Below are 25,350 nucleotides of genomic sequence, written 5' to 3' on the forward strand. Positions count from 1 at the left end.
CAGATGTTCGTCGCCAACCTCCTCATCGCCTTGCGCGAGGGACTCGAGGCCACCTTGGTCATCGGCATCCTCGTGGGGTATCTGGTCAAAACCGACCGCCGGGACGTGCTGCCCAAACTCTGGCTGGGCGTCGGCCTGGCCGCGCTCATTCCCTTCGGCATCGGAGCCCTGCTCACCTGGGGGCCCACAACCCTGACGTACCAGGCGCAGGAGATCATCGGCGGGGTGCTCTCCATCATCACCGTCGCCCTGGTGACCGGAATGATCTTCTGGATGGGCAAGCATTCCCGCGCGCTCAAGGGCGAACTCGAAACCTCGATGGCCGCCTCCTTGGACAGACGTTCATCGGGGTGGGGAATCGTCGGTCTCGCCGTGCTCGCCGTCGGGCGCGAAGGCGCTGAATCCGCGCTGTTCATCTGGGCCACCGTCCGCTCCTCGGTCGAGAACAACGTCGTCGCCACCACTGCCGGAGTCGTCACCGGGCTGCTGCTCTCGCTCGTCCTCGGCTGGCTCATCTACCGAGGATCGCGGAAGATCAACATGAAGGCATTCTTCTCCGTCACCGGGTACTTCCTCATCCTCGTCGCCGCCGGAATCTTCTCCTACGGCATCAGCGATCTGCAGGAAGCCGGAGTCCTGCCCGGCATCATGAACCATGCCTGGGACCTCAGCCACCTGCTGCCCGATCCCACCTCCCCGGTCTACTGGCTCTACGTCCTCGGACAGGCGATCTTCCAGGTCAACGTCCAGCCCACGGTGCTCCAGACCATCGGCTGGATCGTCTACATCGTCCCCGTGGCGATCGTCTTCTTCCGCCAGATCCACGGGAAGAAGCCCGCAGCGAAGCCGGAGGGGAGCTCCGCACGAGCACAAGGACACACCTCCGCCGAGGCGGCCCCCACCTCGGCGTCGGCCGACCCGACATCATCGGCCCCCACACTCCACCCCTGAATCGCGCGCATCCGCCGCGCCCATCGCACCACCACCGTCAACGACCGATCCATCCCACGAGGACATCATGAAACGCCATTCCGCGCTCATCACTCTGCCCACTGCCACTCTGCTCGCTGTCTCGCTTGCTGCCTGCACCGACAATCCGGCGAAGGACGATGCGGCGGCAGCCGGCGACGCCGTCACGGTGACGATCACCGATGACACCTGCGAGGTCAGTCCCGCCACTCTGCCCTCGGGCAAGGTGAGCTTCTCCGTGACGAACAACGGCACGAAACCGAACGAGTTCGAGATCCTCGCGGAGAACAAGCTTCAGATCGAGTCCGAGAAGGAGAACATCGGACCGGGCACGACGACCACGGTGACCACGTCACTCGACGAAGGCACGTACTACACGGCATGCAAGCCGAACATGGTCGGCGACTTCGTCGGCTTGGCGGAGTTCGTGGTCACGAAGGGCGACGACGTCTCCGTCGACAGCGACACCCAGGCCGCCGAGGACAAGGCGATCACGAACTACACCGGCTACGTCAAGGACCAGGTCGGGCAGCTCGTCGATGCGACGAAGGACTTCACCGACGCTTACACCTCGGGCGACATGGAGAAGGCGAGGGCCCTCTACCCATTGGCGCGTCAGCATTACGAACGCATCGAGCCGACCGCCGAGTCCTTCGGCATCAAAGAAGCCGGTGACCTCGACGGATCGCTCGACGCACGGGTCCAGGACCTGTCGACCGATGCCGGGAAGAAGCCCAATGACCCCGAGGTGCTCGCCGACTGGACCGGCTGGCACCGGATCGAAGCCGACCTGTTCACGGATGAGGCCGAAGGCTACAAGTTCGCCTCCGAGGCGGACCGGAAGAAGGTCGCAGACAAGCTCAACGAGGATACGAAGACCCTCTACGATCTCGTCTACGGCAAGGTCGACGGTGCCGGTGGAACGTTCGAGCTCAAGCTCTCCGATGTCGCCACGGGTGCGTCCGCGCTGCTCGAAGAGGTCGCGCTGTCGAAGATCGGCGGCGAGGAGGAGACCTTCTCGCACACCGACCTCTATGACTTCCACGCGAACGTCGAAGGCGCCGAGGTCGCCTATGGCAATGTCGAGAAGCTCGTCGAAGCCCACGATCCCGAACTCGCGAAGAAGATCACAACGAACCTCGACGGTGTGAAGACGGTGCTCAAGAAGTACCAGAACGGCAAGGACGACGAGGGCAACATCCTCTACGAGGACTACTCGAAGGTCGCCGCCGTGCAGAAGGACGCCGGCGAAGCTCCGAAGGACACCGACTACACGCAGGCTCAGCAGGAGCTCTCGGACGCCGTCAACGCATTGAGTGAGCCGCTGTCCCAGGTCAGCGGTACCATTCTGCGCTGAATGGGGGGTCTTCGATGAGCACTGACGAGCACAGCTCTTCCGCCGCCGGCACTGTCCGCGGGATTCCGCGGCGACGGCTCTTCGCTCTCGGTGGTGCCGCCGGGGCGCTCGGCATCGCCGGTGTCGGCGGTGGTGCGGTCGGCTATGCGGTGCGCGGGGCGGAGGAGAAGAAGCAGTCCGCCGTCCATCTCAGCTATCCGTTTCGAGCCGAGAAGCAGCAGGGCATCCTCACTCCCGCTCAGGACAATATGTATACGGTGGCTTTCGATGTCACGACTGCGGACCGTCAGGCGCTCATCGGCCTCCTCGAGGATTGGACGGTCGCGGCCGAGCAGATGAGCGCCGGCGACCTCGTCGGGGGTGCTCCGGACGCGAATGCCGAACTGCCGCCGAAGGACTCCGGTGAGGTGTGGGGATATCCGGCCAGCGGACTGACGATCACCTTCGGCTTCGGTGCCACCCTGTTCGTCGACGAGGCAGGCAAGGACCGTTTCGGTCTGCAGAGCAAGATGCCGCAGGTGCTCAAGGACGGAGTCCCGAAGTTCGCGAACGAAGCCATCCATGCCTCCGAAAGCAACGGGGATCTGCTTGTCCAAGCCTGCGCCAATGATCCGCAGGTCGCCGTCCACGCGATCCGCAACCTCACCCGCATCGCTTTCGGCACTGCGAAGCTCAAGTGGGGGCAGATCGGCTACGGCCGCACCTCCTCGACGTCGACGAAGCAGGAGACGCCGCGCAACCTGTTCGGGTTCAAGGACGGGACGAACAACATCAAGAGCGAGGATGCCGACGGCGAACTCGACAAGCACCTGTGGGTGCAGTCCGGCGATGATCCGGCTTCTGATGGCTGGCTGGCCGGAGGAACGTATTTCATGGCCCGCAAGATCCACATGTACTTGGAGATCTGGGACCGAGTCTCCTTGGCCGAACAGGAGGACATCATCGGCCGCGACAAGCGCTATGGCGCCCCGCAGTCCGTGGCAGAACCTGCCGCGGACGAAGAGTTCACCCCCATCGACTTCGCAGCGAAGAACGCCGAGGGCGCTCCGGCGATCGACGCTCGGTCCCATGTCGCCATCGTCGCTCCTGAACACCACAAGGGGGCGAAGATGCTGCGCCGGGGATACAACTTCACCGATGGCAATGACTCGCTCGGCCGCCTCGACGCGGGGCTGTTCTTCATCGCCTTCGTGCGGGACCCGCGGACGAACTTCTATCCGATTCTCAAGACGATGGCACAGAAGGATCTGCTCACCGAGTACTTGCAGCATCGAGCCTCGGCGCTGTTCGCCATTCCGCCCGGCATCGGCACCGGGGACACGATGATCGGCCAGAAGCTCTTCACCTGACCCACCCTGCAGCTGCCGCGCACCGTTGCCCCGCCCCGCAACGTCCGGGCGGAATCACAGCACCCCACACCGCCGGTGACGTTGCGCACCGCAAGCGTCATGTCCTCCATCTGCGACCCACGAGCATCCGTCACCGCAAGAGGCACAACCTACGACTGCAAATGCATCTGTCACCGGCAGCCGCACAACGCACAGGTGCAACGGGATGTTATGCAGCTGTCGCGAGGTTCTAGGTGCGACACGTCGTTTTGCCGCGAACACACATGGATGCTCGACCGCCCTCCAGTGCAGACCGCAGCCCCCAACGTCGTCTGCAGCTCAGTGCCCACCGTGAGTCAGTGCCCACGGTGAGCAGGCACCAGCAGCGAGACATCGCCGGCCGCACCCTCACAGCTCCGACAGCCGAACCCCACCCATGAATAGCGCCGAGGCGGCACCTGGACTCAGGTGCCGCCTCGGCGGTGGTGTGGTGGGGTCGTTCAGACGCTCACCACGTCCGACTCAATCGGACAAGGGCATCCGGACTGAGACGTCCGGACAAGGCCGTCGATCAGGCCTTGCCGATGACCTCGAACTTGATCTTCGCGGTGATCTCGTCGCCGACGCGCACAACAGCGTTGTAGCTGCCGGGGGTCTTGACGTGACCGGTCAGGGCGACCTGACGGCGATCGAAGTCGCGTCCGGTCGCGGTCTGCAGGGCCTCGGCCACGAGGGCAGGGGTGACGGCGCCGAAGAGGCGACCGTTCTTGCCGGCCTTCATGTCGATGCGAGCCGTGGTCGACTCGAGTTCGCCCTTGACCTTGATGGCTTCGTCGTGATCGGCGATCTGCTTGGCCTGGCGGGCCTTGCGCAGAGACTCGATGTGCTTCTCAGCGCCGGCGGACCAGGCCGAAGCCCAGCCACGAGGCAGAAGCAGGTTGCGTGCGTATCCGGCACGAACCTCGACGACGTCGCCGGCGGCACCGAGGCCGTCGACTTCCTGGTTCAGAATCACTTTGCGGTTAGGCATGTCTGTCTCCCTCCGATCAGCGAGCTGAGCTCGAGTAGGGCAGAAGTGCCATCTCGCGGGCGTTCTTGACGGCCTTTGCGATGACGCGCTGTTCCTGCACGGTCACACCGGTGACGCGACGTGCACGGATCTTGCCGCGGTCGGAAATGAACTTACGGAGCGTAGCGGTGTCCTTGTAGTGGATGTTCGCCGCTTCGCCCTTCTTGAGCGGATTAGCCTTCTTCTTGATAGGCTTCCGGATCTCTGGCTTTGCCATGAGTATCTCCTGTTAACGAATGTCTCGAAATGTCGTGAAGACGTGGATCAGAACGGGGGTTCATCGGCGCCGGGGTTGCCCCAGCCGCCGTTGCCGCTCTGCGGGTTCGATGATGCCCACGGGTCATTGGCGGGTGCGTTGTTGCCGCCCTGGCTGTAACCGCCCTGGCGCTGTCCACCCTGCTGGCCGCCCTGCTGAGGGTTGTTGCCCCAACCGGAGGACTGCTGGTTGCCGAAGCCGCCCTGCTGGCCGCCTCCGCCCTGGCCTCCACCGAAGCCGCCGCCACCGCCGAAGTTTCCTCCGCCGCTGGGGTTGTTCTTCGTCACCTGGGCGGTGGCGCGTCGCAGGCTGGGGCCGACTTCGTCGACGTCCAGCTCCATGACTGTGCGCTTCTCGCCTTCCTTGGTTTCGAAGGACCGGGACTTCAGTCGGCCCTGAACGACGACCCGTGTACCGCGCTGCAGAGATTCGGCGACGTTCTCTCCCATTTCACGCCACACCGAGCAGCGCAGGAACAGGGTCTCCCCGTCCTTGAACTCGTTGGCCTGACGGTCGAAGATGCGCGGCGTCGAGGCCACGGTGAAGTTTGCGACTGCCGCACCGTTCGGTGTGAAGCGCAGTTCGGGATCGCTGGTGAGGTTCCCGACGACCGTGATGACTGTTTCGCCTGCCATTGAATCTCCTTGAAGCGAGGTAGCTTAAGATGCCTTACTTGGCGTCCGGGCGGAGGATCTTCGTGCGCAGAACGGACTCGTTGAGTCCGAGCTGACGATCGAGTTCCTTGGTCGTTGCAGGCTCGGCGTGGAAGTCAACCACGACGTAGTAGCCTTCGGACTTCTTCTGGATCTCGTACGCGAAGCGACGACGTCCCCAGATGTCCACGTTGTCGACGGTGCCGTTCTCAGCCGGGACAACCTTGATCAGGTTGTTCACGGTGTCAGCCAGCGTCCGCTCTTCGAGGTCGTTATCAAGAATGAGCATGAGCTCGTACTTACGCATATGTCACCCACCTCCTCTGGTCTTTGCGGCCATGGTCGGTCCATGGCAGGAGGGTATATGCACGCCCGCTCCCGGTCCCGTGATGGTCACGAAATGGGAACAGACCTCACTAGTCTAGTCGACCGGTGCGCTGACTGTCATGTCCGAATCCGTGCTCTTCCTTACGTGCCACGGCCTGATCATCCGCGTGCCCCGGATTGGACCCGTCCGTGGACGTGTTCCCGGGTTCGCCCCCTCGCCGAGGCGGCTGTCCCCGATCGTCGACAGCGCCGTCGTCGTCCCCTCGCCGAGGCGGCGCTGCAGTGACCGTAGCACCGCGGATACCGCGGCGGTAGAGGTTCTCGCCGGCCATGATCACGACGAGGACGAGGGCCAGCAGCCGCAGCAGGGTGAACAGGGCGACGAAAGTGGAGTCGAGTCCCTTGTCGGCTTCGAAGCCGGTCACATCGCCGAGTTGGATGGCGACGGCGAAGACCGCCTCGGCGAGAGTCCAGACGATGAGCACCCACCAGCGGCGGATGGACAGGGCGATGAAGGGCAGCAGCCACAGACTGTCCCAGGGCATGAGGCCCGGTGCCAGCAGCAGGCAGCCGCCGATGAGCAGGCAGGCGGCCACTGCCGGATCGAGGCCGGTGCGGCGGACCATGTAGAGGGAGACGGCGACGGCGAGGACCACTCCGGCGCTGACGATGATCCACAGCGGTGCCCAGACGGAGGCGTCGCCGAGTTCGGCCATGACCAGGATCGAGGCGAAGGATCCGCCGTCGACGGCATCGGAGTACCAATGGATGATCCGGTCGATCGCGGTCAGTTCGACGACGAGCAGCAGCGCCGAGGTGATCGTGGCCGCGGCGAGCATCATACGCGGATTGCGCGACTTCAGTCCCCGGGCCGGATTCGGTCCGGCCAGGGTCAGCGCCAGGAGGACGAGGAGGGCGAGCGGGTTGATGAACGTCGCGATGCCCAGCAGCACACCGGCCAACCACCCGCGCGGGCGCAGCGGAAGCGTTCCGAAGAAGAGGACCACAGCCCACACCGCCAACGCGAGGCCGACCAGGTCGAGAGTGGAGCCGAGCGTGAAGAGGATGAGCGGGGAGGCGAAGACCGCGACCAGCCACCCGCGGAAGCGGGCGAGGGTGAGGAGCCCGGCGCCGAGTGCCGCGATGCCTGCAGTGTTGAGCAGGAGCACGCCGACCATGAACAGGGAGACGTCGTCGGTGAAGAGGTGGAACAGGTCGACCAGGCGAGCTTCCAATGGGGCCAAGGCCGCCGCTCCGCCGTGTGACCGGCCGAGCACCTCGGGGTTGGTGTCACCGAGGAACGCCGTGGACAGGGGGCCCGCGCACATCCTCGCCGAGGCGGACGGCTGTTCGTATCCCGAGCTCAGACACGGGCCCTGCAGAGTCAGAGCGAGGAAGGTGGTGATGCCGAGGACCGCGGCCAGCGCGGTGGCCTGCGCACTGGCGAACCGGCGGCCGGCGACACCGAGGTGAATGCCGACCGGACCGCCGAGCAGAGGCTCGGCGATCCGGGTGCTGGACTTCGAGGGCATGACTCGAGGTTACTAGTCTCTGTTGTCGCGATTCCCATCGGCGACGCCATCGACGAGGCCCTTGTCATTTCCTCCGCCGTTGTCGCCGGGGTCATCCGGATTGTCCGGAGGCTCTACTGGAAGTGACGGCTCCGGCTTGTCGTCCGCGGAATCAGTCCCGTCCTTCGAGTCCTTTCCATCGGTGTCGTTCGAACCTTCGTCGCCGTCGGCCTCGGCGTCCTCTTCCTTGCCCTTGTCGGCTTCGTCGTCCGGTTCCTTGGTCGGCTCCTCGATCGGTGCCTTCGTCTCGGGAGACTCGTCCTCACCGTCGCTGCCGTCGTTGCTGCCCGACGGTGCCTTCGGTTCGGGCTTGGGTGCGACCGGCTCGTTCGTATTGGTCGGCTTGGGCTTGTCCGGCAGCTCGCCGCGGGCCGGGAACTGCTCGACCTTCTCACCTTGGAGGGCCTTCTGCATGTAGTCGGTCCAGACCTGCACAGGGAACGAACCGCCCGTGACTTCGCCGCGGCCGCCGTAAGCGCCGATGGACAGCTGTTTGCCGTCGACCTCTCGGTAGAGGACGACCGAGGTCGCGAGGTTCGGGGTGTAACCGGAGAACCAGGCGGCCTTGTTGCCGTTCGTCGTACCGGTCTTGCCGGCGGCAGGACGCCCGAGGTTCTGCGCGTAGCTGCCGGAACCGCCCTGGACGACCTGGCTCAACGCATACGAGGTCTCGGCGGCGACCGCCTTGTCGAAGACGCGCTTGCCCTTGGTGTCCGCCTTGTACACTTCCTTGTCCTCGGCGCCCTGCGTGACCGTCTTGATCGCATGGGTCTCGTGGTGAACACCATTGGAGGCGAAGGTCGCGTAGGCATTGGCCATGTCGAGGGGCTTGACGCTGGGCACACCGAGGACGGTGGACGGGTTCGCCTTGCTCATGTCCTGAGTGCACTGCCCGGTGTCGCCGGTCTCCAGCTGCTTTTCCGTACAAGCGGGGCTGACGCCCGCACGTTCGGCGACATCGATCGTCTTGTCCGTGCCCACCTGGACGTTGAGTGCGGCATAGGCGGTGTTGATCGACGACTGGGTGGCCTTGAGCAGGCTCACCGGTCCATAACTCGTGTTTCCGAAGTTCTTCACCAGCCACGGCTGGCCGTTGTTGTCGATCGACGTCGGGCTGGCACCCGGATAGGTGTCCGTCAACCGCACACCATTCTCCAGCCCTGCAACGAGGGCGAAGGGCTTGAAGGTCGAACCGGCCTGCACATGGCTCTGAGTCGAGGCATTGAACGCCTGGTCCAGGTAGTTCTTGCCCCCATAGAAGGCTTCGATTCCGCCGTCATCCGGGTCGATCGAGACGAGCCCGGCCTGCATGCCTTCGGGCTGGTCCTGCGGGAGGGTCTTGATGGCCTGCTCGGCCGCCTTCATCCGGTCCTTGTCGAAGGTGGTGACGATGTTGTAGCCACCGCGGTCGAGCTGAGCCTCATCGATGTCGAGCTTCGCCAGCGCCTCACGGCGGACGAAGTCCCACATGTAGCCCTTCTGGCCCGACAGCGAGGACTCCTTGTTCTGCTTCTGCACCTTCGGCATCTCGACCTTGGCGGCCTGTTCCTCGGTGATGAAGCCTTCGTCGACCATGTTCTTGACCACATAGTTGAAGCGGTCCTCATAGGCCTCAGGGTTGTCCGAGGGATCGGCGGCACCGGGGCGCTGGATCATCGCGGCAAGCAGAGCGGACTCGCTGACGTTGAGCTCCGAGGCCGGCTTGTCGAAGTAGTTCTGTGCGGCCACCTCGACGCCGTAGGAACGACGCCCGAGGTAGATCGTGTTGAGGTAGTTCGCGAGGATCTCATCCTTCGACTGCTGCTGGTCGATCTTGAGCGAGATGAACATCTCCTTGACCTTGCGATCAAGCGAGTGCTCGTTCGTGAGGTAGAAGTTCTTCACGTACTGCTGGGTGATCGTCGAACCGCCGCCCGCGTACTGGTTCGTCGCCACACCGACGACGGCGCGGGAGAGACCCTTGATCGAGATGCCGCGGTTCTCGTAGAACGAGGTGTCCTCGGCAGCGATCGCGGCCTTCTGCATGGGTTCGGAGATCTCGTCGATCTCCACGGACTTGCGATCCTCGACCTTGTACTGGCCGATCGGCGTCTTGCCGTCGCTGTAGTAGATCGTCGAGGTCTGACCGGTGGCCTCGAGGTTCGGCTCGGGGATATCCGTTGCGGCATACCCGACGGCGAATGCCACGCACAGGGCGATGACGAGGCTGAGCCCGCCGACGACGAGTATGCGAATGCTCGGCAGGAAGCGAGTCCATCCGCTCACACCCGCTCTGGGGTAGTTGAGCAGATTCTTCGTATTCTTGCCGATGTTCTTGGCTGTGTGTTGTCCCTTAGCCACCCAAGGTCCTCCAGGTCAGTCAGCCTGCCGCAATGCGTGGCGACGAGGTCCGAAAAAGGTCAAAGACGCCAATCAGTCTCGCACGCATTCATTAGTAGAGGATGAAAAAGTGCTGAGCCTGACGCCCTGCAGACTTGCCAGGTTACCGAATAGTTCTCAGAGTAACCCTGCATTCGGCATCTCACCAGGCATTTTAAGCCACGACTGGAGAATCAACTGTGACGGGTGCGTGTTTGCTCACATTCAAGCGCCCGCGCGCTCAGCTCTTGAGGTCGAAGTCCGTGTCGGCGTACTCGGTGCCCTCGACGGCGGGTTCGCCGCTGAACGGATGCAGCTGATCCTCGCGGGCCCGCAGCTCGACGCGACGGATCTTGCCGGAGATCGTCTTCGGCAGTTCGGCGAACTCGAGGCGGCGGATGCGCTTGTACGGTGCCAGGTGCTCCCGGCAGTAGGCGAGGATCGACCGCGCGGTCTCGGCATCGGCCTCGAACTTGCTCGAGACGACGACATACGCCTTGGGCACAGCCAGACGCACCGGATCCGGCGACGGCACGACAGCCGCCTCGGCGACGGCCTCGTGCTCGATGAGCACGCTTTCGAGCTCGAAGGGCGAGAGTCGGTAATCGCTGGCCTTGAACACATCGTCGGCGCGACCGACATAGGTGATGTAGCCGTCCTCATCCCGGGAGGCCACGTCACCGGTGTGGTAGACGCCGCCGTCGAAGGCCTCTGCGGTCTTCTCCGGGTTGCTCCAGTATCCGGTAGTCAGGCCGATGGGTCGGGGATCGAGGCGCAGGCAGATCTCGCCCTCGTCGCTTTCCTCACCGGTCGCCGGGTCGATGAGCACGACATCGAATCCGGGCAGGGCCTTGCCCATCGAACCGTATTTGAGCTCCTGATCGGGCGAGTTGCCGATCTGCAGAGTCGACTCGGTCTGGCCGAACCCGTCGCGGATGAGCACGCCCCATTCGCTGTGGACGCGATCGATGATCTCGGGGTTGAGGGGCTCGCCGGCGCCGAGGGCCTTCGACGGGGGATTCTTCAGATGGCCCAGGTCAGCCTGGATGAGCATGCGCCACACGGTCGGCGGGGCGCAGAAGCTCGTCACTCCCACGCGGTCCATCGTCTCCATGAGGGCGTTGGCGTCGAAGCGCGAGTAGTTATAGAGGAAGACGCAGGCTTCGGCGATCCACGGGGTGAAGATGTTCGACCAGGCGTGCTTGGCCCACCCGGGCGAGGCGACGTTGAGGTGGACGTCGCCGGGTGTCAGGCCCATCCAGTACATCGTCGAGAGGTGACCCACCGGGTAGGAGACATGGGTGTGGGCGACCATCTTCGCCTTCGAGGTGGTGCCCGAGGTGAAGTAGAGGAGCATCAGGTCATCGGCGCGCGAGCTGCCCTGAGGGTCGAATTCGGTGCTCTCGTCATCGGCATCGGAGTAGCTGTAGTCCTGCTGGCGGGTGGGCTCCCCGCCGACGACGATGCGCACGACTTCGACATCGACGTCATCGAACTTCGCGGCATCCTCGGCGCCGGCGACGACGAACTCGGCCCGACCGCGCTCGGCCCGGTCGGTGAGGTCGATGGGGCCCAGCTGTGTCGTGGCGGGCATGAGCACGGCACCGAGCTTGATGCCGGCGAGCATCGTCTCCCACAGCTCGACCTGGTTGTTCAGCATGACCATGACGTGGTCGCCGCGCTTGACCCCGGCCCGGCGGAGATGATTCGCCACCTGGTTCGACCGGGCAGAGAGCTCCGCGAAGCTCCACTTGCCCTCAGTTCCGTCCTGCTCGACGATCCACAGGGCCGGTTTGTCGTTGTTCTCGGCGATCTTGTCGAACCAGTCGAGTGCGAAGTTGAAGTGTGTGAAACGCGGCCATTCGAACTGTTCGCGGGCGGCCTCGTAGTCGCTGCGGAGCTCGATCAGCTTGTCTCGGGACGCACGGAACTCCTCGGTCACTGTCATTGTGGTCTCCTCATCTATCGCCACCGTCACAGCCTGTGACGTCACACACAAATCTAAACGATAATGAAGCTACCAGCACTGATCAGCCGGTGGGCAGGCGGGGGTCGATCACTGACCGTGGGCTTCCCACCATTCCCGCAGTTCCGCCTCGGCGCGTTCGGGGCCGAGTGGCCCGTGCTCCATCCGCAGCTCGAGCAGATGCTTGTAGGCCTTGCCCACCAGCGGCGATGGTTCGATGTCGAGGATCGCCATGATCTGCTTGCCGTCGAGATCCGGACGGATCGCATCGAGCTCCTCCTGTTTCGCCAGGGCTTCGATGCGCTCTTCCAGGTCGTCATAGGCGAACGCCAGCCTGTCGGCTTTGCGTTTGTTGCGGGTGGTCACGTCCGCGCGGGTGAGGATGTGCAGACGCGAGAGCAGCCGCCCGGCATCCGTGACATAGCGGCGCACCGCCGAATCCGTCCACCCGGCATCGCCGTAGCCGTAGAAGCGCAGATGCAGTTCGACGAGGCGGCCGACCGCCTTCGTCGTGTCCTTGTCGAAGCGCAGTGCCTTCATCCGCTTGGCCGTGAGCTTCGCTCCCACCGCATCGTGATGGTAGAAGGTCACGGCTCCGCCGGGCTGGAAGCGCCGAGTCGCGGGTTTGCCGACATCGTGCATGAGCGCCGCGAAGCGGACGACGAAGTCCGGCACGCGCAGGCGCTGCGGATCGTCGTCGGCCATGCCGGCCTCCTCTTGAGCCGCGGCATACCGGTTCTCGAGTTCGACGGCCTGACGCAGCACGGTCAGCGAATGCTGGTAGACGTCCTTGTGTCGATGATGCTCGTCGGTCTCGAGCTGCAGTCCGGACACTTCGGGGAGGACGTGATCGGCGATGCCGGTGCGCACCAGCAGGTCGATTCCGGCCACCGGATCGATGCCGGTGATGAGTTTGACGAGTTCGACCTGGACGCGTTCGGCGGAGATGATCTCGATCCGATCGGCCATCGCCGTCATCGCCTCTTCCACCTCAGCCACGGGATCGAGCCCGAGCTGGGAGGTGAACCGAGCCGCGCGCATCATCCGCAGAGGATCATCGGAGAACGAGTCCGCTGCCGTACCGGGGGTGCGGATGCGACCGGCGATGAGGTCGTCGAATCCCTGATGCGGGTCGACGAAGGTCTTCGACGGCAGACGGATCGCCATCGCCCCGATCGTGAAGTCGCGGCGGACGAGGTCGGCGTCGAGGTCCGTGCCGAAGGCGACCACCGGTTTGCGCGAATCCTCCTCGTAGGCTTCGGCTCGGTAGGTCGTGATCTCGATCTGCACCCCTGACTTCACGGCCCCGATGGTGCCGAATTCGCGCCCGATGTCCCAGTGCGTGTCGACCCAGTCGGAGATCAGTCCGAGGATGTCATCGGGATGGGCGTCGGTGGTGAAGTCGAGGTCGGGCATGGGCCGGCCGAGCAGCGCGTCACGGACGGAACCGCCGACGAGGGCGAGTTCGAAACCGGCTGCGGAGAACCTCTGACCCAGCGGGCCGAGGATGTGCTCGAGTTCATCGAGCTTGTCGTGCAGTCGGTTGTGCGCGGTCTGCGGATCCACCGAGCTCCTTCGGTTCTTCAGATTTCTGCTCTTGCCCACGGGAACTCACCTCCCGCATCCAGGCGCGAGTTCCGGTCTCCATAAGCCTACCGGGAGGCGATGACACGAAACTTCCAAGCTTCGCCTACTAAGGTAGGAGAATGACCACACCGATGCCCAAGCCGGGACCCCGCACGTCCCGCCGCACCACAGTGGAGGAGATCTCCGCCGGTGGCATCGTTGTCGACTTCTCTCACCCGTTGCTGGCCGTGGCCGTCATCGCCCGCATCAATCGCGCCGGACGGATCGAATGGTGCCTGCCCAAGGGACACCTCGAGGGAACGGAGACCCCCGCCGAGGCGGCCCGCCGTGAGGTCGAAGAGGAGACCGGGATCGCCGGGCAGATCATCTGCCCGCTGGGAACCGTCGACTACTGGTTCACCGTGACCGGAATCCGGATCCACAAACTCGTCCACCATTTCCTGCTGCGTGCACAGTCGGGAACTCTGACCGTGGATAATGATCCTGACCAAGAAGCGATCGATGCGGCGTGGGTGCCCTTCAATGACCTGCGTTCGCGACTCTCCTTCGCCAATGAGCGCCGAATCGTCGCCGCCGCCCGACCGATGGTGTCCCGACTGGAGCAGTGAAACCATTCCCATCCGCCGACTGCGATTCCTCACCGCCCTGCTGAGCACGCTCCTGCTGCTCGCAGGGCCGGTTTTCGCATACTCGCTGATCAATGCCGCTCCGGCCGCTGCCAGCACCGGTGCGAGCACCGACGCGGGCACCGGTGCGAACAAGGACGAGGTCTCGATCACCCTCGACGAGGTGACTCCCTGGGTCGATGACAATGGCACGCTGACCGTGCGGGGAAAGATCTCGAACACGACGAAGAAGGCGGTCGAGAAGCCGAGCCTGAGTCTGCAGATGTCGACCCGCAAGCTCGATTCCGAATCCCGCCTGACCTCCTGGAAGCAGGGACAGGCACAGCACCGGACCGTCGCCGACCTCGAACACGATGGACCCGAGGCGAGGAAGAAGGCGAAGAAGGACAATGACGCCGATGACTCCTCGGGGAGCACTCTCGACACCTCGTTCGACGACACCATCGATCCCGGCGCCACCGCAGAGTTCACTTTCCGTGTGCCCGCCGACGACCTCGACCTGAGCACGTCCTCACCCGTGAGCACATGGGGGCCACGGGGGCTGGCGGTCCAACTCGGCGACGACACCGGTCTGCGAGCCTCTGGCCTCGGCTTCACCACGTGGTACCCGGAGCCGAAGTTCGATCAGACGAAGATCAGCCTGCTCGCTCCCGTCACCCTCCCCGGCCATTCCGAAGGCGGACTCATCCCCGCCGACCGGCTCGATTCCGCCATCGCTGAAGGCGGCTCGCTCGACACGATCGCGAAGCTGCTGGAGCACAAAGAGCTCGCTCTGGCGATCGACCCGCGAGTCATCGCCTCCTTCGAAGCCGCGATCGCCGAACCTCCGTCCGCCGACGCTCCGGAGGAGACGGAAGACCCCGACAAAGGCGACGGTGAAGCGACCCAGTCGCCGCCTGTCGGGGCACCCGAGAACGACGATGCCGATTCCAGCGGTGCCGAGCTCGAAGCCGCAGAAGACCAGCGCAAGCGTCTCGGCTCCTGGTATCAGGACTTCGTGGACGCGGCACAGGAGCACACGGTCGTCGCTCTGCCCTACGGCGATCCCGACCTCAGTGCGCTGCGCGGGACGAAGATCGACCGATTGAGCACCTTTGCTCAGAAGCAGCGCGAGATCGTCAAAGATGTCTTCCCCGATGCCCGCACGGACATCGCTTGGCCCGTGGCAGGGAGCGCGACGAAGAACGGGCTGCGAGCGCTGAAGAAGTCGGGCAATTCCACCGCGATCATCAGCGATGCTCAGCAGCCCTCGATCACCGGCATCCACGATGATGCGCATTCGCAGACGACGATCACCGATGATGGGGAGTCGACGATCGACACCCTCATCTCCGATACGAAGCTCACGGACATGAGCGCCGAGGTCATCGCCGCGGACAACCCTGCCGGGGCACTGTCCGAACTCGTCGCTGAGTCTGCTGTGATCCAATCCGAGGCCCCCTACCGCTCGCGGAGCCTATTCGTTCCGCTCCCGCGCGCGGCCGCCTCGGCGAATTGGGAACAGACCGTCGAGGAACTGAGCTCGGCACCGTGGATCGCCCCCACCGGTGTCGATGAGATCCTCGACTCCGGTTCCGAGGCGCGCGGACTGCTGCGGACCGATTCCGACGCTCCGCACATCCGGAAGAGGGCCGTGAAATCACTGGCCGAGACCCGAGCGAATCAAGAGGACTTCAACAGCGTCTTCAGCGACCGTGACAGCGCCGATATCCGACTCGACCGCGAGCTTCTCTCCTGCACCTCGGCGGCGTGGACCCTGGGCCGGAACGCGAACATCTGCGCCGGTCAGGCCCGTGAGCAGAGCGAGAAGCTCATGGACAGCCTGCGTCTGCGCAAAGGGTCGTCCGTCCTTCTCGTCACCGGTGAGAAGACGACGATTCCGGTGACGATCGTCAATGATTCCCCCGCCGAGGCGACCCTGCGGATCAGGATGAAGCCGAAGACTCCGCAGCTGCGGGCGGAGGAGACGGAGACCGTGAAGGTGCCCGCCGCGGAGACGATGCGTGTGGATGTGCCCGTCGAAGGCCTGGCCAACGCCGATGTGCCGACGACCATAGAAATGGTCACCGCCGACGAGGTGGTCCTGCCCGAGCAGGAATCACTCATGGTTCGGGTGCGCGCCGATTGGGAGAACATCGGCACCGCTGTGATCGGGTTGGGCCTGGCCGTCGTGTTCGTGATCGGCTTGATCAAGACCATTTCGCGCGGGCGACCGAAGATCCCCGAACAGCAGCTGGCCGACGCGATGGCCCGCGCCACGACCGACGAGAACGAAAAGAGGTAGAGCGTGTCCAGCTTCTCATCCCTGGCCCGGTCCTCAGCGATTATGACAGCCGGCACCATGACCTCGCGTGCACTCGGTTTCGTCAAGGCCTCGATGCTGGCCACTGCGATCGGTGTCACCGCGGTGCAGGCCGATGCCTTCGACATCGCGAACAAGGTTCCGAATACGCTGTACATGCTGCTGGCCGGGGGTGTGGTCAATGCCGTGCTCGTCCCGCAGATCGTCCGTGCCTCCAAACGGGAAGACGGCGGTGCCGACTTCACGAACCGGCTGCTCACCCTGTCGTTCCTGCTCCTCGCGGGCGTGAGCATCATCGCCACCGCTGCGGCGCCGCTGCTCGTGTGGCTCTACTCGTCGGGGTGGAGCGATGAGCAGATGGCCCTGGCCACCGCCTTCGCCTTCTGGTGTCTGCCCCAGCTGTTCTTCTACGGCCTCTACACGCTGCTGGGCCAGGTGCTCAATGGGAAGTCGTCGTTCGGCCCCTATATGTGGGCGCCTGTGCTCAACAACGTCGTGGCAATCGCCGGACTCGCTGCCTTCATCCTCATCTTCGGCACGAACAACGCCTCACCACACGATCTCGACACGTGGACCCCGGACAAGATCGCCCTCATCGCAGGCACGGCCACTCTCGGTGTCGTGGCTCAGGCACTCATCCTCATCTGGCCGCTCAAGCGCATCGGCTTCAAGTACAAGCCGACGTTCGGGTTCCGCGGGGTCGGACTCGGCTCGGCCGGCAAGGTCGCCTTCTGGACGTTCTCGGCCATGCTCATCGGTCAGATCGGCTTCCTCGTCATCTCCCGTGTCGCCTCGGGGGCATCGATCCCCGGCGATGGAAACGCCTCGAACGCCGCATATACGACCGCATACCTCGTGTTCATGCTCCCCCATTCGCTCATCGCGGTGTCTCTCGCCACGGCTCTGTTCACCTCCCTGGCCAAGGACGCGGCGAACAATGACACCGAAGCCGTCGTCAGCGACTTCTCCATGGGTGTGCGGATGGTCGGGTTCGTCAATTCCTTCGCCGCCGTGGCTTTCATCGTTCTCGCCACCCCTGTCGCGATGATCATCGCCGGTGAGGGACGAGAGCAGGCCACAGCCATCGGGCTGGTCATCATCACGATGGTCTTCGGTCTCATTCCGTTCAGCGCGAACTATCTCGCGCAGCGCGTCTTCTATGCCTATGAGGACGCGAAGACTCCGTTCCTCATCCAGCTGCCGCAGATCGTCTTCCAGTCCCTGGCGGTGCTCTCGGCCACGATCTTCCCGAAGTCGGTGACGGTGGCGATCATCGGTCTCGTCATGAGCCTCGGATACCTCATGGCCATGATCATCTCGTTCGCGGTCCTGAAGAAGCGCCTCGGCGCCATCGATCTGCGTGAGATCCTCACGTCACATGTGAAGTTCCTCCTCGCGGCGATCATTGCCGGTGGGGCAGGTTTCGGTCTGCTCTACTTCTTCCCGGACTTCGCCTTGGCCGGACGCTGGCAGGCGTTCATCACCACGGCCGTCGTCGGCGTCGTGATGCTCCTGTTCTTCATCGGAGCTTGTTATTTGCTCAGAGTCAGAGAGTTGCATTCGATTATTGGCGTGGTTGCTGGAAAACTAAGAAAAACAGCCTGAGCCCCGTCAATCCCCACCGGAGGTGGTCGCCCTGATCGATATCGAACCCGGCATGGTGGTGGCCGGCCGTTATGTCGTATCGACCGTCGACCGCCGGTGGCTTCCCGAAAAACCCGAGGTCGGTGCCGTCTGCACAGGTCTCGATGCGATCCTCGATGACCCCGTGCTCATCCTCGTCGCCGATGCCGATGGCTCCAACGACGTTCTCGAAGCCGCCCGTCGCGTATCGATCCTCGGCGACCCTCGCATCGCCCCGACGCTCGACGTCGGTCATTCCAACGGGCTGGACTACATCGTCATCAAGCGCATCGCGGTGACGCCGTTCAACCAGATCCTGCCGCGTTCGCCGCTGCCCGTCGATGCCGCATGCGCGCTCATCGGAGAGGTCGGATCGGCCCTCGTGACCTCGGCCAGGCGGGGCCTGTTCCATATGTTCCTGCGGCCGAGCGTGGTCGGTCTGACCTCGAAGGGTGCGGTGGTCATCGCGGGCATCGGCATCGATGCGGCACTGGCGCTGGACACCGGGCTCGTCGAGCAGAAGGACTACACGCCGACGAAGGCGTCACGGCGGGACGCCCTGGCTCTCGTTCAGCTCTTCTATGCGGCTCTGACCGGTTTCTGGCCCGGTGAGGAGCCATTCGACGGCATTCCTCCTGCGGAGAAGGAGAATGCCCGGATCGCCCGGGCGCAGGCGCTCAACCCCGACGTCCCTGACAAACTCGATGATTTCGTCAGCGGCATCATCACGGGTTCGGATCCCGGCCCGGGTTCGGTCGCCGAAGTCCTCGGCTACATCGACTCCTGGGATCCCGAACTGCTGCGCTACGTCAATCGTGCTCCTGTCGCGGAGAACGAGCACCTGTTCGATCAGTCGCCGCGCAGCTTCGATGAAGCCACCAGCCTGCCCGCACCTCGTTCGAAGACGATCGGGCCCGGTCCTGACGGTTCGGCCAGCGCGAGTGAAGATCAGGTGCAGGCCGCCCTCGTGCGTATCGGCATCACCCGTCCGGGCACTCGGGGGTTGGCTGCCGGAGTGGTCGGACGCACCACGGGCCGGTATGCCGACCGGATGCAGATGCGCGAAGCCTCGAGTTTCCCGATCGCCAAGGAGCAGCTCGACAGCGCCGCCAAGGACTGGGAGGAATGGCAGCCGGAGCAGACGTATTCGGAGTATTCGGAGTACGCAGAGCACGAATACGACGAGAACCTCACGACCCCGATCATGAGTCGCGAAGACGATTCGGATCCTGATACTCAGGCGCTTGAGATCGTCCCCGACAACGATGACGAGGGTGATGAGAACGATACCCGCGTGATCATGGACAACGACGAGGACGAGGACGACGGTTCCTGGTTCCTCGGCGGCATGTTCGAAACCAACGAACAGCAGCGCGAGCATCAGCGACGTGAGTATGAACGGGAACGTCGGATTGCGAAGGCCAAGGAGGACGAGGCGCGCAGGCGTCTTGCCGCCCTCGAGGCGAGTTCGAGCGCCCGTCAGCAGGAAGCCAATGCTGCGGCTCCGCCGAAAGAGATGCGTCGGCTGTCCCCGGATGCCGTGGATGATCGCAGTGCAGTGGATGATCAGCGCGCCGTCGGTGAGCCCACCACCGAGGCGGCCGGGAGCTCCTCGTCGGTCCGCCCGGCCGAGCGCAAGGCCGGGAAACCCCGCCAGCAGCACAGCGATTCCACCGATGCAGCACAGGCTGCGTCTGCGAAGAACCGGAACAAGGCCGCCGGGGCAGCAGCAGGTGTTGCCGGCGCAGCAGTCGTTGCCGGCGCAGGCAGCGGTGCAGCGAACTCGTCCAGTTCAGCGGGTGCGAGCTCCGCACCCGCTGCTGCCGCGGCGGCAGGAGGTGCTGGCGCCGGTGGTGCTGGCGGCAGTGCTGCTTCCGGCGGTGCAAGCAGCAGTTCGGGAGGAACAGGTCCCGACGAGCGTGATCCCGCGGCCACTCGGAAGCCGTTCCTGTGGCTGGTTCTCGCTCTCGCGGTCGTGGCCGCAATCGTGCTCGGCATCGTCATCATCGGATTCAATTCCGGAGACGAGGAGTCCACCCCGGTGTCCGAAACTTCGGCACCGAGCGAGCAGCCGACGAAGACGGAAGAGAAGAAGACTCCGAAGGCCGATCCGCCGAAGATCGAAAACGTCGAATCTCTCGATCCCGAGGGCGATGGATCGGAACACGACAGTGAGACCGCGAATGTCATTCCCAAGACCGAAGGGTCCTGGAACACCGACCGGTACAACTCGGCGAGCTTCGGCAATCTCAAATCGGGTCTCGGTCTGCTCTTCGAGTTCGAAGACAAGACCACCATCAGCAAGATCAAGGTGGCATCGGGGAATTCGGGCGGCAAGTTCGAGATCCGCAACGGAGACGACCCGGAGAACGCAGAAGTCATCGGCGAAGGCGTCTTCGATGCCGACGGCGCTGTCACCGTGAACTTCGATGAGGAGGTCGAGACCGACAAGCTCATCCTCTGGATCACCGAACTGCCGCAGACCGACGGCGGCTTCAAGGCCACCATCAGCTCCGTGAGGTTCTTCTGAGCCGACCGGTGCGGAATAGTCCTCGGCACCGTACCGTTATAGATACGAATGTCATTGAGTGCGCCATTCCGCGGCGCGCCGCGCACAGCAGATAGAAGCAGGGATCTTTTCACATGACTGATACTCAACTGGTGATCATCGGATCGGGGCCGGCCGGTTATACCGCAGCCGTCTACGCGGCCCGCGCGAACCTCTCACCGGTCGTCATCGCCGGCTCGGTGACCGCGGGCGGCGAGCTGATGAACACCACCGATGTCGAGAACTACCCCGGATTCCCTGCCGGTGTGCAGGGACCGGAACTCATGGAAAGCATGCGTGAGCAGGCCGAGAAGTTCGGCGCCGAGGTCATCTACGACGACGTCGAGTCCCTCACGCTCAACCCGGGTGCTCATGAGATCCAGACCGCGCTGGGTTCGCGTTACACGGCAAAGGCCGTCATCCTTGCCACCGGTTCGGCATACCGCGAGCTCGGCCTGCCCAATGAGAAGAAGCTCTCCGGTCACGGAGTCAGCTGGTGCGCCACGTGTGATGGATTCTTCTTCCGCGATCAGCACATCGCTGTCATCGGCGGTGGCGACTCCGCTCTCGAGGAGGCGACCTTCCTCACCCGCTTCGCGTCCAAGGTCACTCTGGTTCACCGCCGGCAGGAGCTGCGTGCTTCGCAGGCCATGCAGGATCGTGCGAACGCCGATGAGAAGCTCGAGTTCCTGCTCGACTCCGAAGTCGCCGAAGTCCATGGTGAGGACTCGCTCACCGGTCTGACCATCCGGAACACCGTCACAGGGGAGACCTCCGAGCTGCCCGTGACCGGCATGTTCGTGGCCATCGGCTCCGACCCCCGCACCAGTCTGTTCGCCGATCAGCTCGAGATGCGCGCCGACGGATACCTCAGCGTCGATGGACGCACGTCGAAGACGTCGGTCGAAGGTGTCTTCGCGGCCGGCGATGTCATCGATTCCGTCTACCGGCAGGCGATCACTGCGGCCGGCTCGGGGTGTTCGGCGGCACTCGACGCCGAACACTACCTCGGTGATCTCGAAGCGGCTTCCAAGCCTGCTGTGGCCGAAGCCGCCGCAGCGGAGAGAGTCGTCGCTTCCTGATCTCGAACGACTCCTCGTATCGCTGCTCTCCCGGGCAGGATCGGACCGTGCAGGTTCACCGGGGAATGAAAGACCCAGTTCCACTGTTCCGCTAGAGACATTCGTTGTGAAGGAAGGTTACTCATGTCGACAGAAGTCACTGACGCAACGTTCGAAGAGAACGTACTGAAGTCCGACAAGCCCGTGCTCGTCGATTTCTGGGCTCCTTGGTGCGGCCCCTGCCGTATGGTCAGCCCCATCGTCGACCAGATCGCTGAAGAGCACGCAGACAAGCTCAACGTGGTCAAGGTCAACACCGACGAGAACCTCGAGACCGCGAGCACCTACGGAATCACGTCGATTCCGGCGCTCTACGTCTTCAAGGACGGCGAGGTCGCCAAGACCATCATCGGCGCACGTCCGAAGCCGGCCCTCGAGGATGAGCTCTCCGACTTCATCTGATCGAGTTCTAAGGCGCCTGTTGTACTATCAACAGGCGCCTTAGGCATTTTCAGGCGCCGCCCGATACTGACCCTCGAACCGCATCACCGAAGATTGGCACCGCATTGACGAACACGAACTTACCGCGCTATTCGCGCGGCGACATTTCCGAGATGCTGCCGAATATCAAGACTCAGATGGCCCGTTTGGGTCTCCACGTCGGAGATGCCGAGACCGCGGATTTCGATCGAGCCTTTGAGCTCGGTGTCAGACAGTTCCAACAGGACCGGGGGATCTTGTGTGACGGAGTTCTGGGCCCTGAGACGTTTTCAGAGCTCGAGCAGGCTCGATATCAGCTCGGCGACCGCGTGCTCCGTTTCGACCCTGTCAGAGTGCTGACGGGCGATGACGTCGTCGACCTCCAGACCAAGCTCGCGGGACTGGGCTTCTATCCGGGCCGCATCGACGCACAGTACGCAGCTCTTACCGAGACGGCCGTCAAAGAGCTCCAGATGAGCCTGGGCACCAAAGTCGATGGTGTGACCGGTCCGCAGACCCTGCGGGGACTCAACGCGATCGACCGCAATCAGGACACCGGCAATCTGTTCGCGCTCCAGGAGCGAGCACGCGTAGCAGCTTCGGGAACATCGCTCGTCGGTCGTACCTTCGTCATCGAAGCCGCAACTACAGTTGTAGATTTTCAGAATCTGCCCATGACCGAAGAGCAGTCGGCTCTCGAGCGTCACATCACTCTCGATATAGCAAGTCGCCTTGTTGGCCGGCTCGAAGCGATCGGTGCGGGAGCGATCCTCCTGGAAGGCGATGCGGTCGAGGTCAATCGAGCAGATACGCTCGGCGCTTCGGCAGTGGTCACCGTGACCGCGGATGTCAGCAAGTCCAAGGACGCCAATGGAATAGCAACATTCTTCTTCGGGCACGAGCGTCAGTCTGATCTGAACTCTCCGACGGGGCAGAAACTCGCGGAGCTCATCCAAGGCGAAGTCGTCGCACGGACGGGGATGCTGGACTGTCGGACCCATGCACGCACCTGGTCGTCACTCAAGCGGCTGAAGACTCCCAAGGTTCATGTCGTCAGCGGTTATCTCACCAATTCCGATGATCTCGAGAGCCTTCAAAATCCGCACGTTCGCGATGCCATTGCGGATGGGATCGCTGCCGCTCTCCAGCGCCTGTACATCCTCGAGGACAAAGACCCACAGACCGGGACACTCAGTCTCGATGCCATCAAGGCTCTGAACTAGACTCCACATAACCACGATCGGTTATATCGCGCCGTGCTCCATCAATGGAGCGCGGCGCATTGCATTCTCCAGATGGCTCGATGACCAGTGAAGCAGCACCGTTCAGTCATCGCTCTCAGCCTATTTCCCGAAGATCAGTACGTATCCACCACGAGGAGTCGGACACATTGAGAGGGGGGCGACGCATCGAGAAGAGTACCGATATAGCGAAGACATTCCTCGATGCAGGAGAGCATTACTCGGTTCAACTCGGCCCGTGGACGAAGTACGCACGGGACGCCTGGAAAGGTGAGTGGATGGCCTACCCAATCGCAATGGAGCTGATGGCATACCCGTCGACATGGCATACCCACCGACAAGGACGATGCCGCTCAGTGCCTCTGAACGCCGGTTTCACGTGAAACGGTGATGTCCGCACTCAGGAACGAGGTTGAGGAGTTCCACCGGCAGACATCATTACCACTGGACCACTGCGAAAAGAGTACCCACGCGGACGAGATTCTTCGAATCTCGAAGAGGACGTACGGCTTCGGTCGTCCACATTGGGCACCCATGCTTTTGGTTTGAATGAATCACTCCACTTCCAGATCACAGGCAGCAACACCAGAGGCGAGTCCACGCTCGTTGACACCCTCGCGAAGTCCAAGACCTTGCAGCGAGACCATCGCTGTTGGAATCGATCGATGAAGGCCGCGAGGGATGGTTTCATGTGAACCGTCCGAGCGGTGAATGCGAAGTTCTATCGCTAGCGAGTCCTCTCACAGCACGGTAGAGACCGCAGCGAGCCTTGACGTGTTCCGGGCCTCTGCGATCGCCAGACGACAACGGCAAAACTGATCGCGCAACACAGTGGTCCTCCCGAGGCGCATCCGTATTCGCACGCCGGCAGCAACCAAATTCGATGTTGGGAACGTTCAGAGAGTGAACCGATCGCGATTGATCCAAACCTGCAGCCGCCACTCAAACCGGGAAGGAAGTCAGTGTTGTTTGACATAGGTTGGCCGGATGTTTCACGTGAAACACAGCAATGGAATTGTGACCGGGCAATATCAGGGCAATAGCAGCGAGACACAACAAGACATGCTCCTCTCCCGCTCAACTCGACTACACCGACAAATGATGCCTTCAGGAACCGATCGGACAATCGGGTACAAGAGTGGTCACTGACAACAACGAGCGCATACCTAGCAAACGCTCATGTTTCACGTGAAACTCTACTGCGCTAACTAGCCTAGAAATTGGGCACCAAACACCCGAATGCCATCCGCGCATCGTCATTCACATTGCATCCGGCTGTCATAATAGGTCAATGGTTCGGCACACTAATCGTCCGGGTGTACTCAGGCAGCTCTGTTTGAAAGCGACCCCCGGAACACACGACGTATAGGGGTCGATACACTCACGGCGCTACATACCGCCACCGGGAGTTAATGAACGACGCTGTCCTAGCTGCCGGGGATCTGGGCCGCAGAACATCCAAAACCGCTCAGACATAGGGAAGCTGTTGATATCCCTACAGATGCTAGTCAACTCTTGCTTTGAAGACCGAATACCGCTTTCCAACTATTCATCAGTGCAGCGGTCTTATGCCGCTCGCTCGTCGGGACAATTTGCACTTTCCGGTCGAACCATGACGTTTCACGTGAAACCATCGATACCATTCGGCGCCGCTGATAGCGCGTTGGACTGAAGAACCAGATCAGGCGGACGAAACATCCAGATGCTCATCGTGACCTACGAGAGCGCAATCCGGACTGTCATGCGACCGCAATCAACTTGCAGATCTGTGAAGAACAACTGAACCCCGCACTCCCGCACTGTCAGACCGCCCCAGGTCCAGATTTCCATGGACAACGAAGTTCCGCAGAAGTCGGTACAAACACGTCGACACACAGCGCTGCAAAGTGTTTCACGTGAAACGTGTCTGTTAACAGAATCACCCTAGCTAACGAATATGGTCACCCGTGCCTTGGGCTGATGAGAACTTGTCCACCGCCGACGTCCCTTCATGCCCAATTGAAAGTCGCGCAAGTCGCCCTAGGGTAC

The 25,350-nt window shown here is 63.0% G+C and carries 18 protein-coding genes; 10 read left to right on the top strand and 8 right to left on the bottom strand.

Annotated features, from left to right (window positions below; all coding sequences use genetic code 11):
* Window positions 1-3 precede the first annotated feature (3 nt).
* The 3 genes from efeU (at window position 4) to HF684_RS18515 (ending at window position 3,675) form a co-directional block, all read left to right on the top strand.
* Window positions 4-951 (top strand): iron uptake transporter permease EfeU, encoded by a 948-nt coding sequence (gene efeU, locus HF684_RS18505; protein WP_169253682.1) that lies wholly within the window; start codon window positions 4-6, stop codon window positions 949-951.
* Between the two features lie 67 nt (window positions 952-1,018).
* Window positions 1,019-2,326, top strand: a complete 1,308-nt coding sequence (efeO, locus tag HF684_RS18510; protein ID WP_169253683.1) for an iron uptake system protein EfeO — start codon at window positions 1,019-1,021, stop codon at window positions 2,324-2,326.
* 14 nt (window positions 2,327-2,340) lie between these two features.
* Entirely contained in the window at window positions 2,341-3,675 is a 1,335-nt protein-coding gene (locus tag HF684_RS18515; RefSeq protein WP_169253684.1) for a Dyp-type peroxidase, read from the top strand.
* Window positions 3,676-4,225: 550 nt separating this feature from the next.
* Here the strand turns inward: HF684_RS18515 and rplI are convergent.
* The 8 genes from rplI to HF684_RS18555 form a co-directional block, all read right to left on the bottom strand.
* Window positions 4,226-4,684, bottom strand: coding sequence for a 50S ribosomal protein L9 (gene rplI, locus HF684_RS18520; protein WP_025779605.1), 459 nt, complete (start codon window positions 4,682-4,684; stop codon window positions 4,226-4,228).
* Between the two features lie 16 nt (window positions 4,685-4,700).
* Window positions 4,701-4,940 (bottom strand): 30S ribosomal protein S18, encoded by a 240-nt coding sequence (rpsR, locus tag HF684_RS18525; protein WP_025779604.1) that lies wholly within the window; start codon window positions 4,938-4,940, stop codon window positions 4,701-4,703.
* Between the two features lie 47 nt (window positions 4,941-4,987).
* Entirely contained in the window at window positions 4,988-5,614 is a 627-nt protein-coding gene (locus HF684_RS18530) for a single-stranded DNA-binding protein (RefSeq protein WP_025779603.1), read from the bottom strand.
* Window positions 5,615-5,648: 34 nt separating this feature from the next.
* Window positions 5,649-5,939 (bottom strand): 30S ribosomal protein S6, encoded by a 291-nt coding sequence (gene rpsF / locus HF684_RS18535; protein WP_025779601.1) that lies wholly within the window; start codon window positions 5,937-5,939, stop codon window positions 5,649-5,651.
* 109 nt (window positions 5,940-6,048) lie between these two features.
* The gene (locus HF684_RS18540) at window positions 6,049-7,491 is read right to left on the bottom strand and encodes a hypothetical protein (protein WP_211168031.1); all 1,443 of its coding nucleotides are present in this window, start codon (window positions 7,489-7,491) and stop codon (window positions 6,049-6,051) included.
* A 12-nt stretch (window positions 7,492-7,503) separates the two neighbouring features.
* On the bottom strand, window positions 7,504-9,870 hold the full coding sequence (locus HF684_RS18545; RefSeq protein ID WP_248279040.1) for a transglycosylase domain-containing protein: 2,367 nt from the start codon (window positions 9,868-9,870) through the stop codon (window positions 7,504-7,506).
* A 259-nt stretch (window positions 9,871-10,129) separates the two neighbouring features.
* Entirely contained in the window at window positions 10,130-11,836 is a 1,707-nt protein-coding gene (locus HF684_RS18550; RefSeq protein ID WP_169253685.1) for an AMP-binding protein, read from the bottom strand.
* A 108-nt stretch (window positions 11,837-11,944) separates the two neighbouring features.
* A complete protein-coding gene (locus HF684_RS18555) occupies window positions 11,945-13,420 on the bottom strand; it encodes a CCA tRNA nucleotidyltransferase (protein WP_169253686.1) in 1,476 nt (491 codons plus the stop codon).
* Window positions 13,421-13,560: 140 nt separating this feature from the next.
* Here HF684_RS18555 and HF684_RS18560 point away from each other — a divergent pair, with 140 nt between their 5' ends.
* The 7 genes from HF684_RS18560 to HF684_RS18590 all read left to right on the top strand — a co-directional run bounded on the left by HF684_RS18560 (window position 13,561) and on the right by HF684_RS18590 (window position 23,304).
* Window positions 13,561-14,049 (top strand): NUDIX hydrolase, encoded by a 489-nt coding sequence (locus HF684_RS18560; protein WP_135808011.1) that lies wholly within the window; start codon window positions 13,561-13,563, stop codon window positions 14,047-14,049.
* Complete coding sequence (locus HF684_RS18565; RefSeq protein ID WP_248279041.1) at window positions 13,994-16,351, top strand: DUF6049 family protein; 2,358 nt, start codon at window positions 13,994-13,996, stop codon at window positions 16,349-16,351. Before HF684_RS18560 ends, HF684_RS18565 begins: the two co-directional genes overlap by 56 nt.
* Window positions 16,352-16,354: 3 nt before the next feature.
* Window positions 16,355-17,974 carry a murein biosynthesis integral membrane protein MurJ gene (murJ, locus tag HF684_RS18570; RefSeq protein WP_169253687.1) on the top strand — a complete coding sequence of 540 codons (1,620 nt, stop codon included), beginning with the start codon at window positions 16,355-16,357 and terminating at the stop codon, window positions 17,972-17,974.
* 22 nt (window positions 17,975-17,996) lie between these two features.
* On the top strand, window positions 17,997-20,522 hold the full coding sequence (locus tag HF684_RS18575; RefSeq protein ID WP_169253688.1) for a virulence factor MviN: 2,526 nt from the start codon (window positions 17,997-17,999) through the stop codon (window positions 20,520-20,522).
* A 113-nt stretch (window positions 20,523-20,635) separates the two neighbouring features.
* Complete coding sequence (trxB, locus tag HF684_RS18580; RefSeq protein WP_169253689.1) at window positions 20,636-21,622, top strand: thioredoxin-disulfide reductase; 987 nt, start codon at window positions 20,636-20,638, stop codon at window positions 21,620-21,622.
* A 123-nt stretch (window positions 21,623-21,745) separates the two neighbouring features.
* Window positions 21,746-22,063: a thioredoxin gene (gene trxA, locus HF684_RS18585; RefSeq protein WP_025779581.1), complete on the top strand. Its 318-nt coding sequence runs from the start codon at window positions 21,746-21,748 to the stop codon at window positions 22,061-22,063.
* 152 nt (window positions 22,064-22,215) lie between these two features.
* Window positions 22,216-23,304 carry a peptidoglycan-binding protein gene (locus tag HF684_RS18590; protein ID WP_348981409.1) on the top strand — a complete coding sequence of 363 codons (1,089 nt, stop codon included), beginning with the start codon at window positions 22,216-22,218 and terminating at the stop codon, window positions 23,302-23,304.
* Window positions 23,305-25,350 lie beyond the last annotated feature (2,046 nt).

Origin of the sequence: Brevibacterium sp. 'Marine', assembly GCF_012844365.1 — a bacterium.
Lineage (GTDB): Bacteria > Actinomycetota > Actinomycetes > Actinomycetales > Brevibacteriaceae > Brevibacterium.

Bases quoted from the DNA above. Each gene is read 5' to 3' on its own strand.
- HF684_RS18540 (WP_211168031.1), bottom strand. From the start codon at position 7,491: ATGCCCTCGAAGTCCAGCACCCGGATCGCCGAGCCTCTGCTCGGCGGT.
- HF684_RS18550 (WP_169253685.1), bottom strand. From the start codon at position 11,836: ATGACAGTGACCGAGGAGTTCCGTGCGTCCCGAGACAAGCTGATCGAG.
- HF684_RS18590 (WP_348981409.1), top strand. From the start codon at position 22,216: ATGCTGCCGAATATCAAGACTCAGATGGCCCGTTTGGGTCTCCACGTC.
- HF684_RS18565 (WP_248279041.1), top strand. From the start codon at position 13,994: ATGAGCGCCGAATCGTCGCCGCCGCCCGACCGATGGTGTCCCGACTGG.
- trxB (WP_169253689.1), top strand. From the start codon at position 20,636: ATGACTGATACTCAACTGGTGATCATCGGATCGGGGCCGGCCGGTTAT.
- rplI (WP_025779605.1), bottom strand. From the start codon at position 4,684: ATGCCTAACCGCAAAGTGATTCTGAACCAGGAAGTCGACGGCCTCGGT.
- rpsF (WP_025779601.1), bottom strand. From the start codon at position 5,939: ATGCGTAAGTACGAGCTCATGCTCATTCTTGATAACGACCTCGAAGAG.
- trxA (WP_025779581.1), top strand. From the start codon at position 21,746: ATGTCGACAGAAGTCACTGACGCAACGTTCGAAGAGAACGTACTGAAG.
- HF684_RS18530 (WP_025779603.1), bottom strand. From the start codon at position 5,614: ATGGCAGGCGAAACAGTCATCACGGTCGTCGGGAACCTCACCAGCGAT.
- efeO (WP_169253683.1), top strand. From the start codon at position 1,019: ATGAAACGCCATTCCGCGCTCATCACTCTGCCCACTGCCACTCTGCTC.
- rpsR (WP_025779604.1), bottom strand. From the start codon at position 4,940: ATGGCAAAGCCAGAGATCCGGAAGCCTATCAAGAAGAAGGCTAATCCG.
- efeU (WP_169253682.1), top strand. From the start codon at position 4: ATGTTCGTCGCCAACCTCCTCATCGCCTTGCGCGAGGGACTCGAGGCC.
- HF684_RS18515 (WP_169253684.1), top strand. From the start codon at position 2,341: ATGAGCACTGACGAGCACAGCTCTTCCGCCGCCGGCACTGTCCGCGGG.
- HF684_RS18560 (WP_135808011.1), top strand. From the start codon at position 13,561: ATGACCACACCGATGCCCAAGCCGGGACCCCGCACGTCCCGCCGCACC.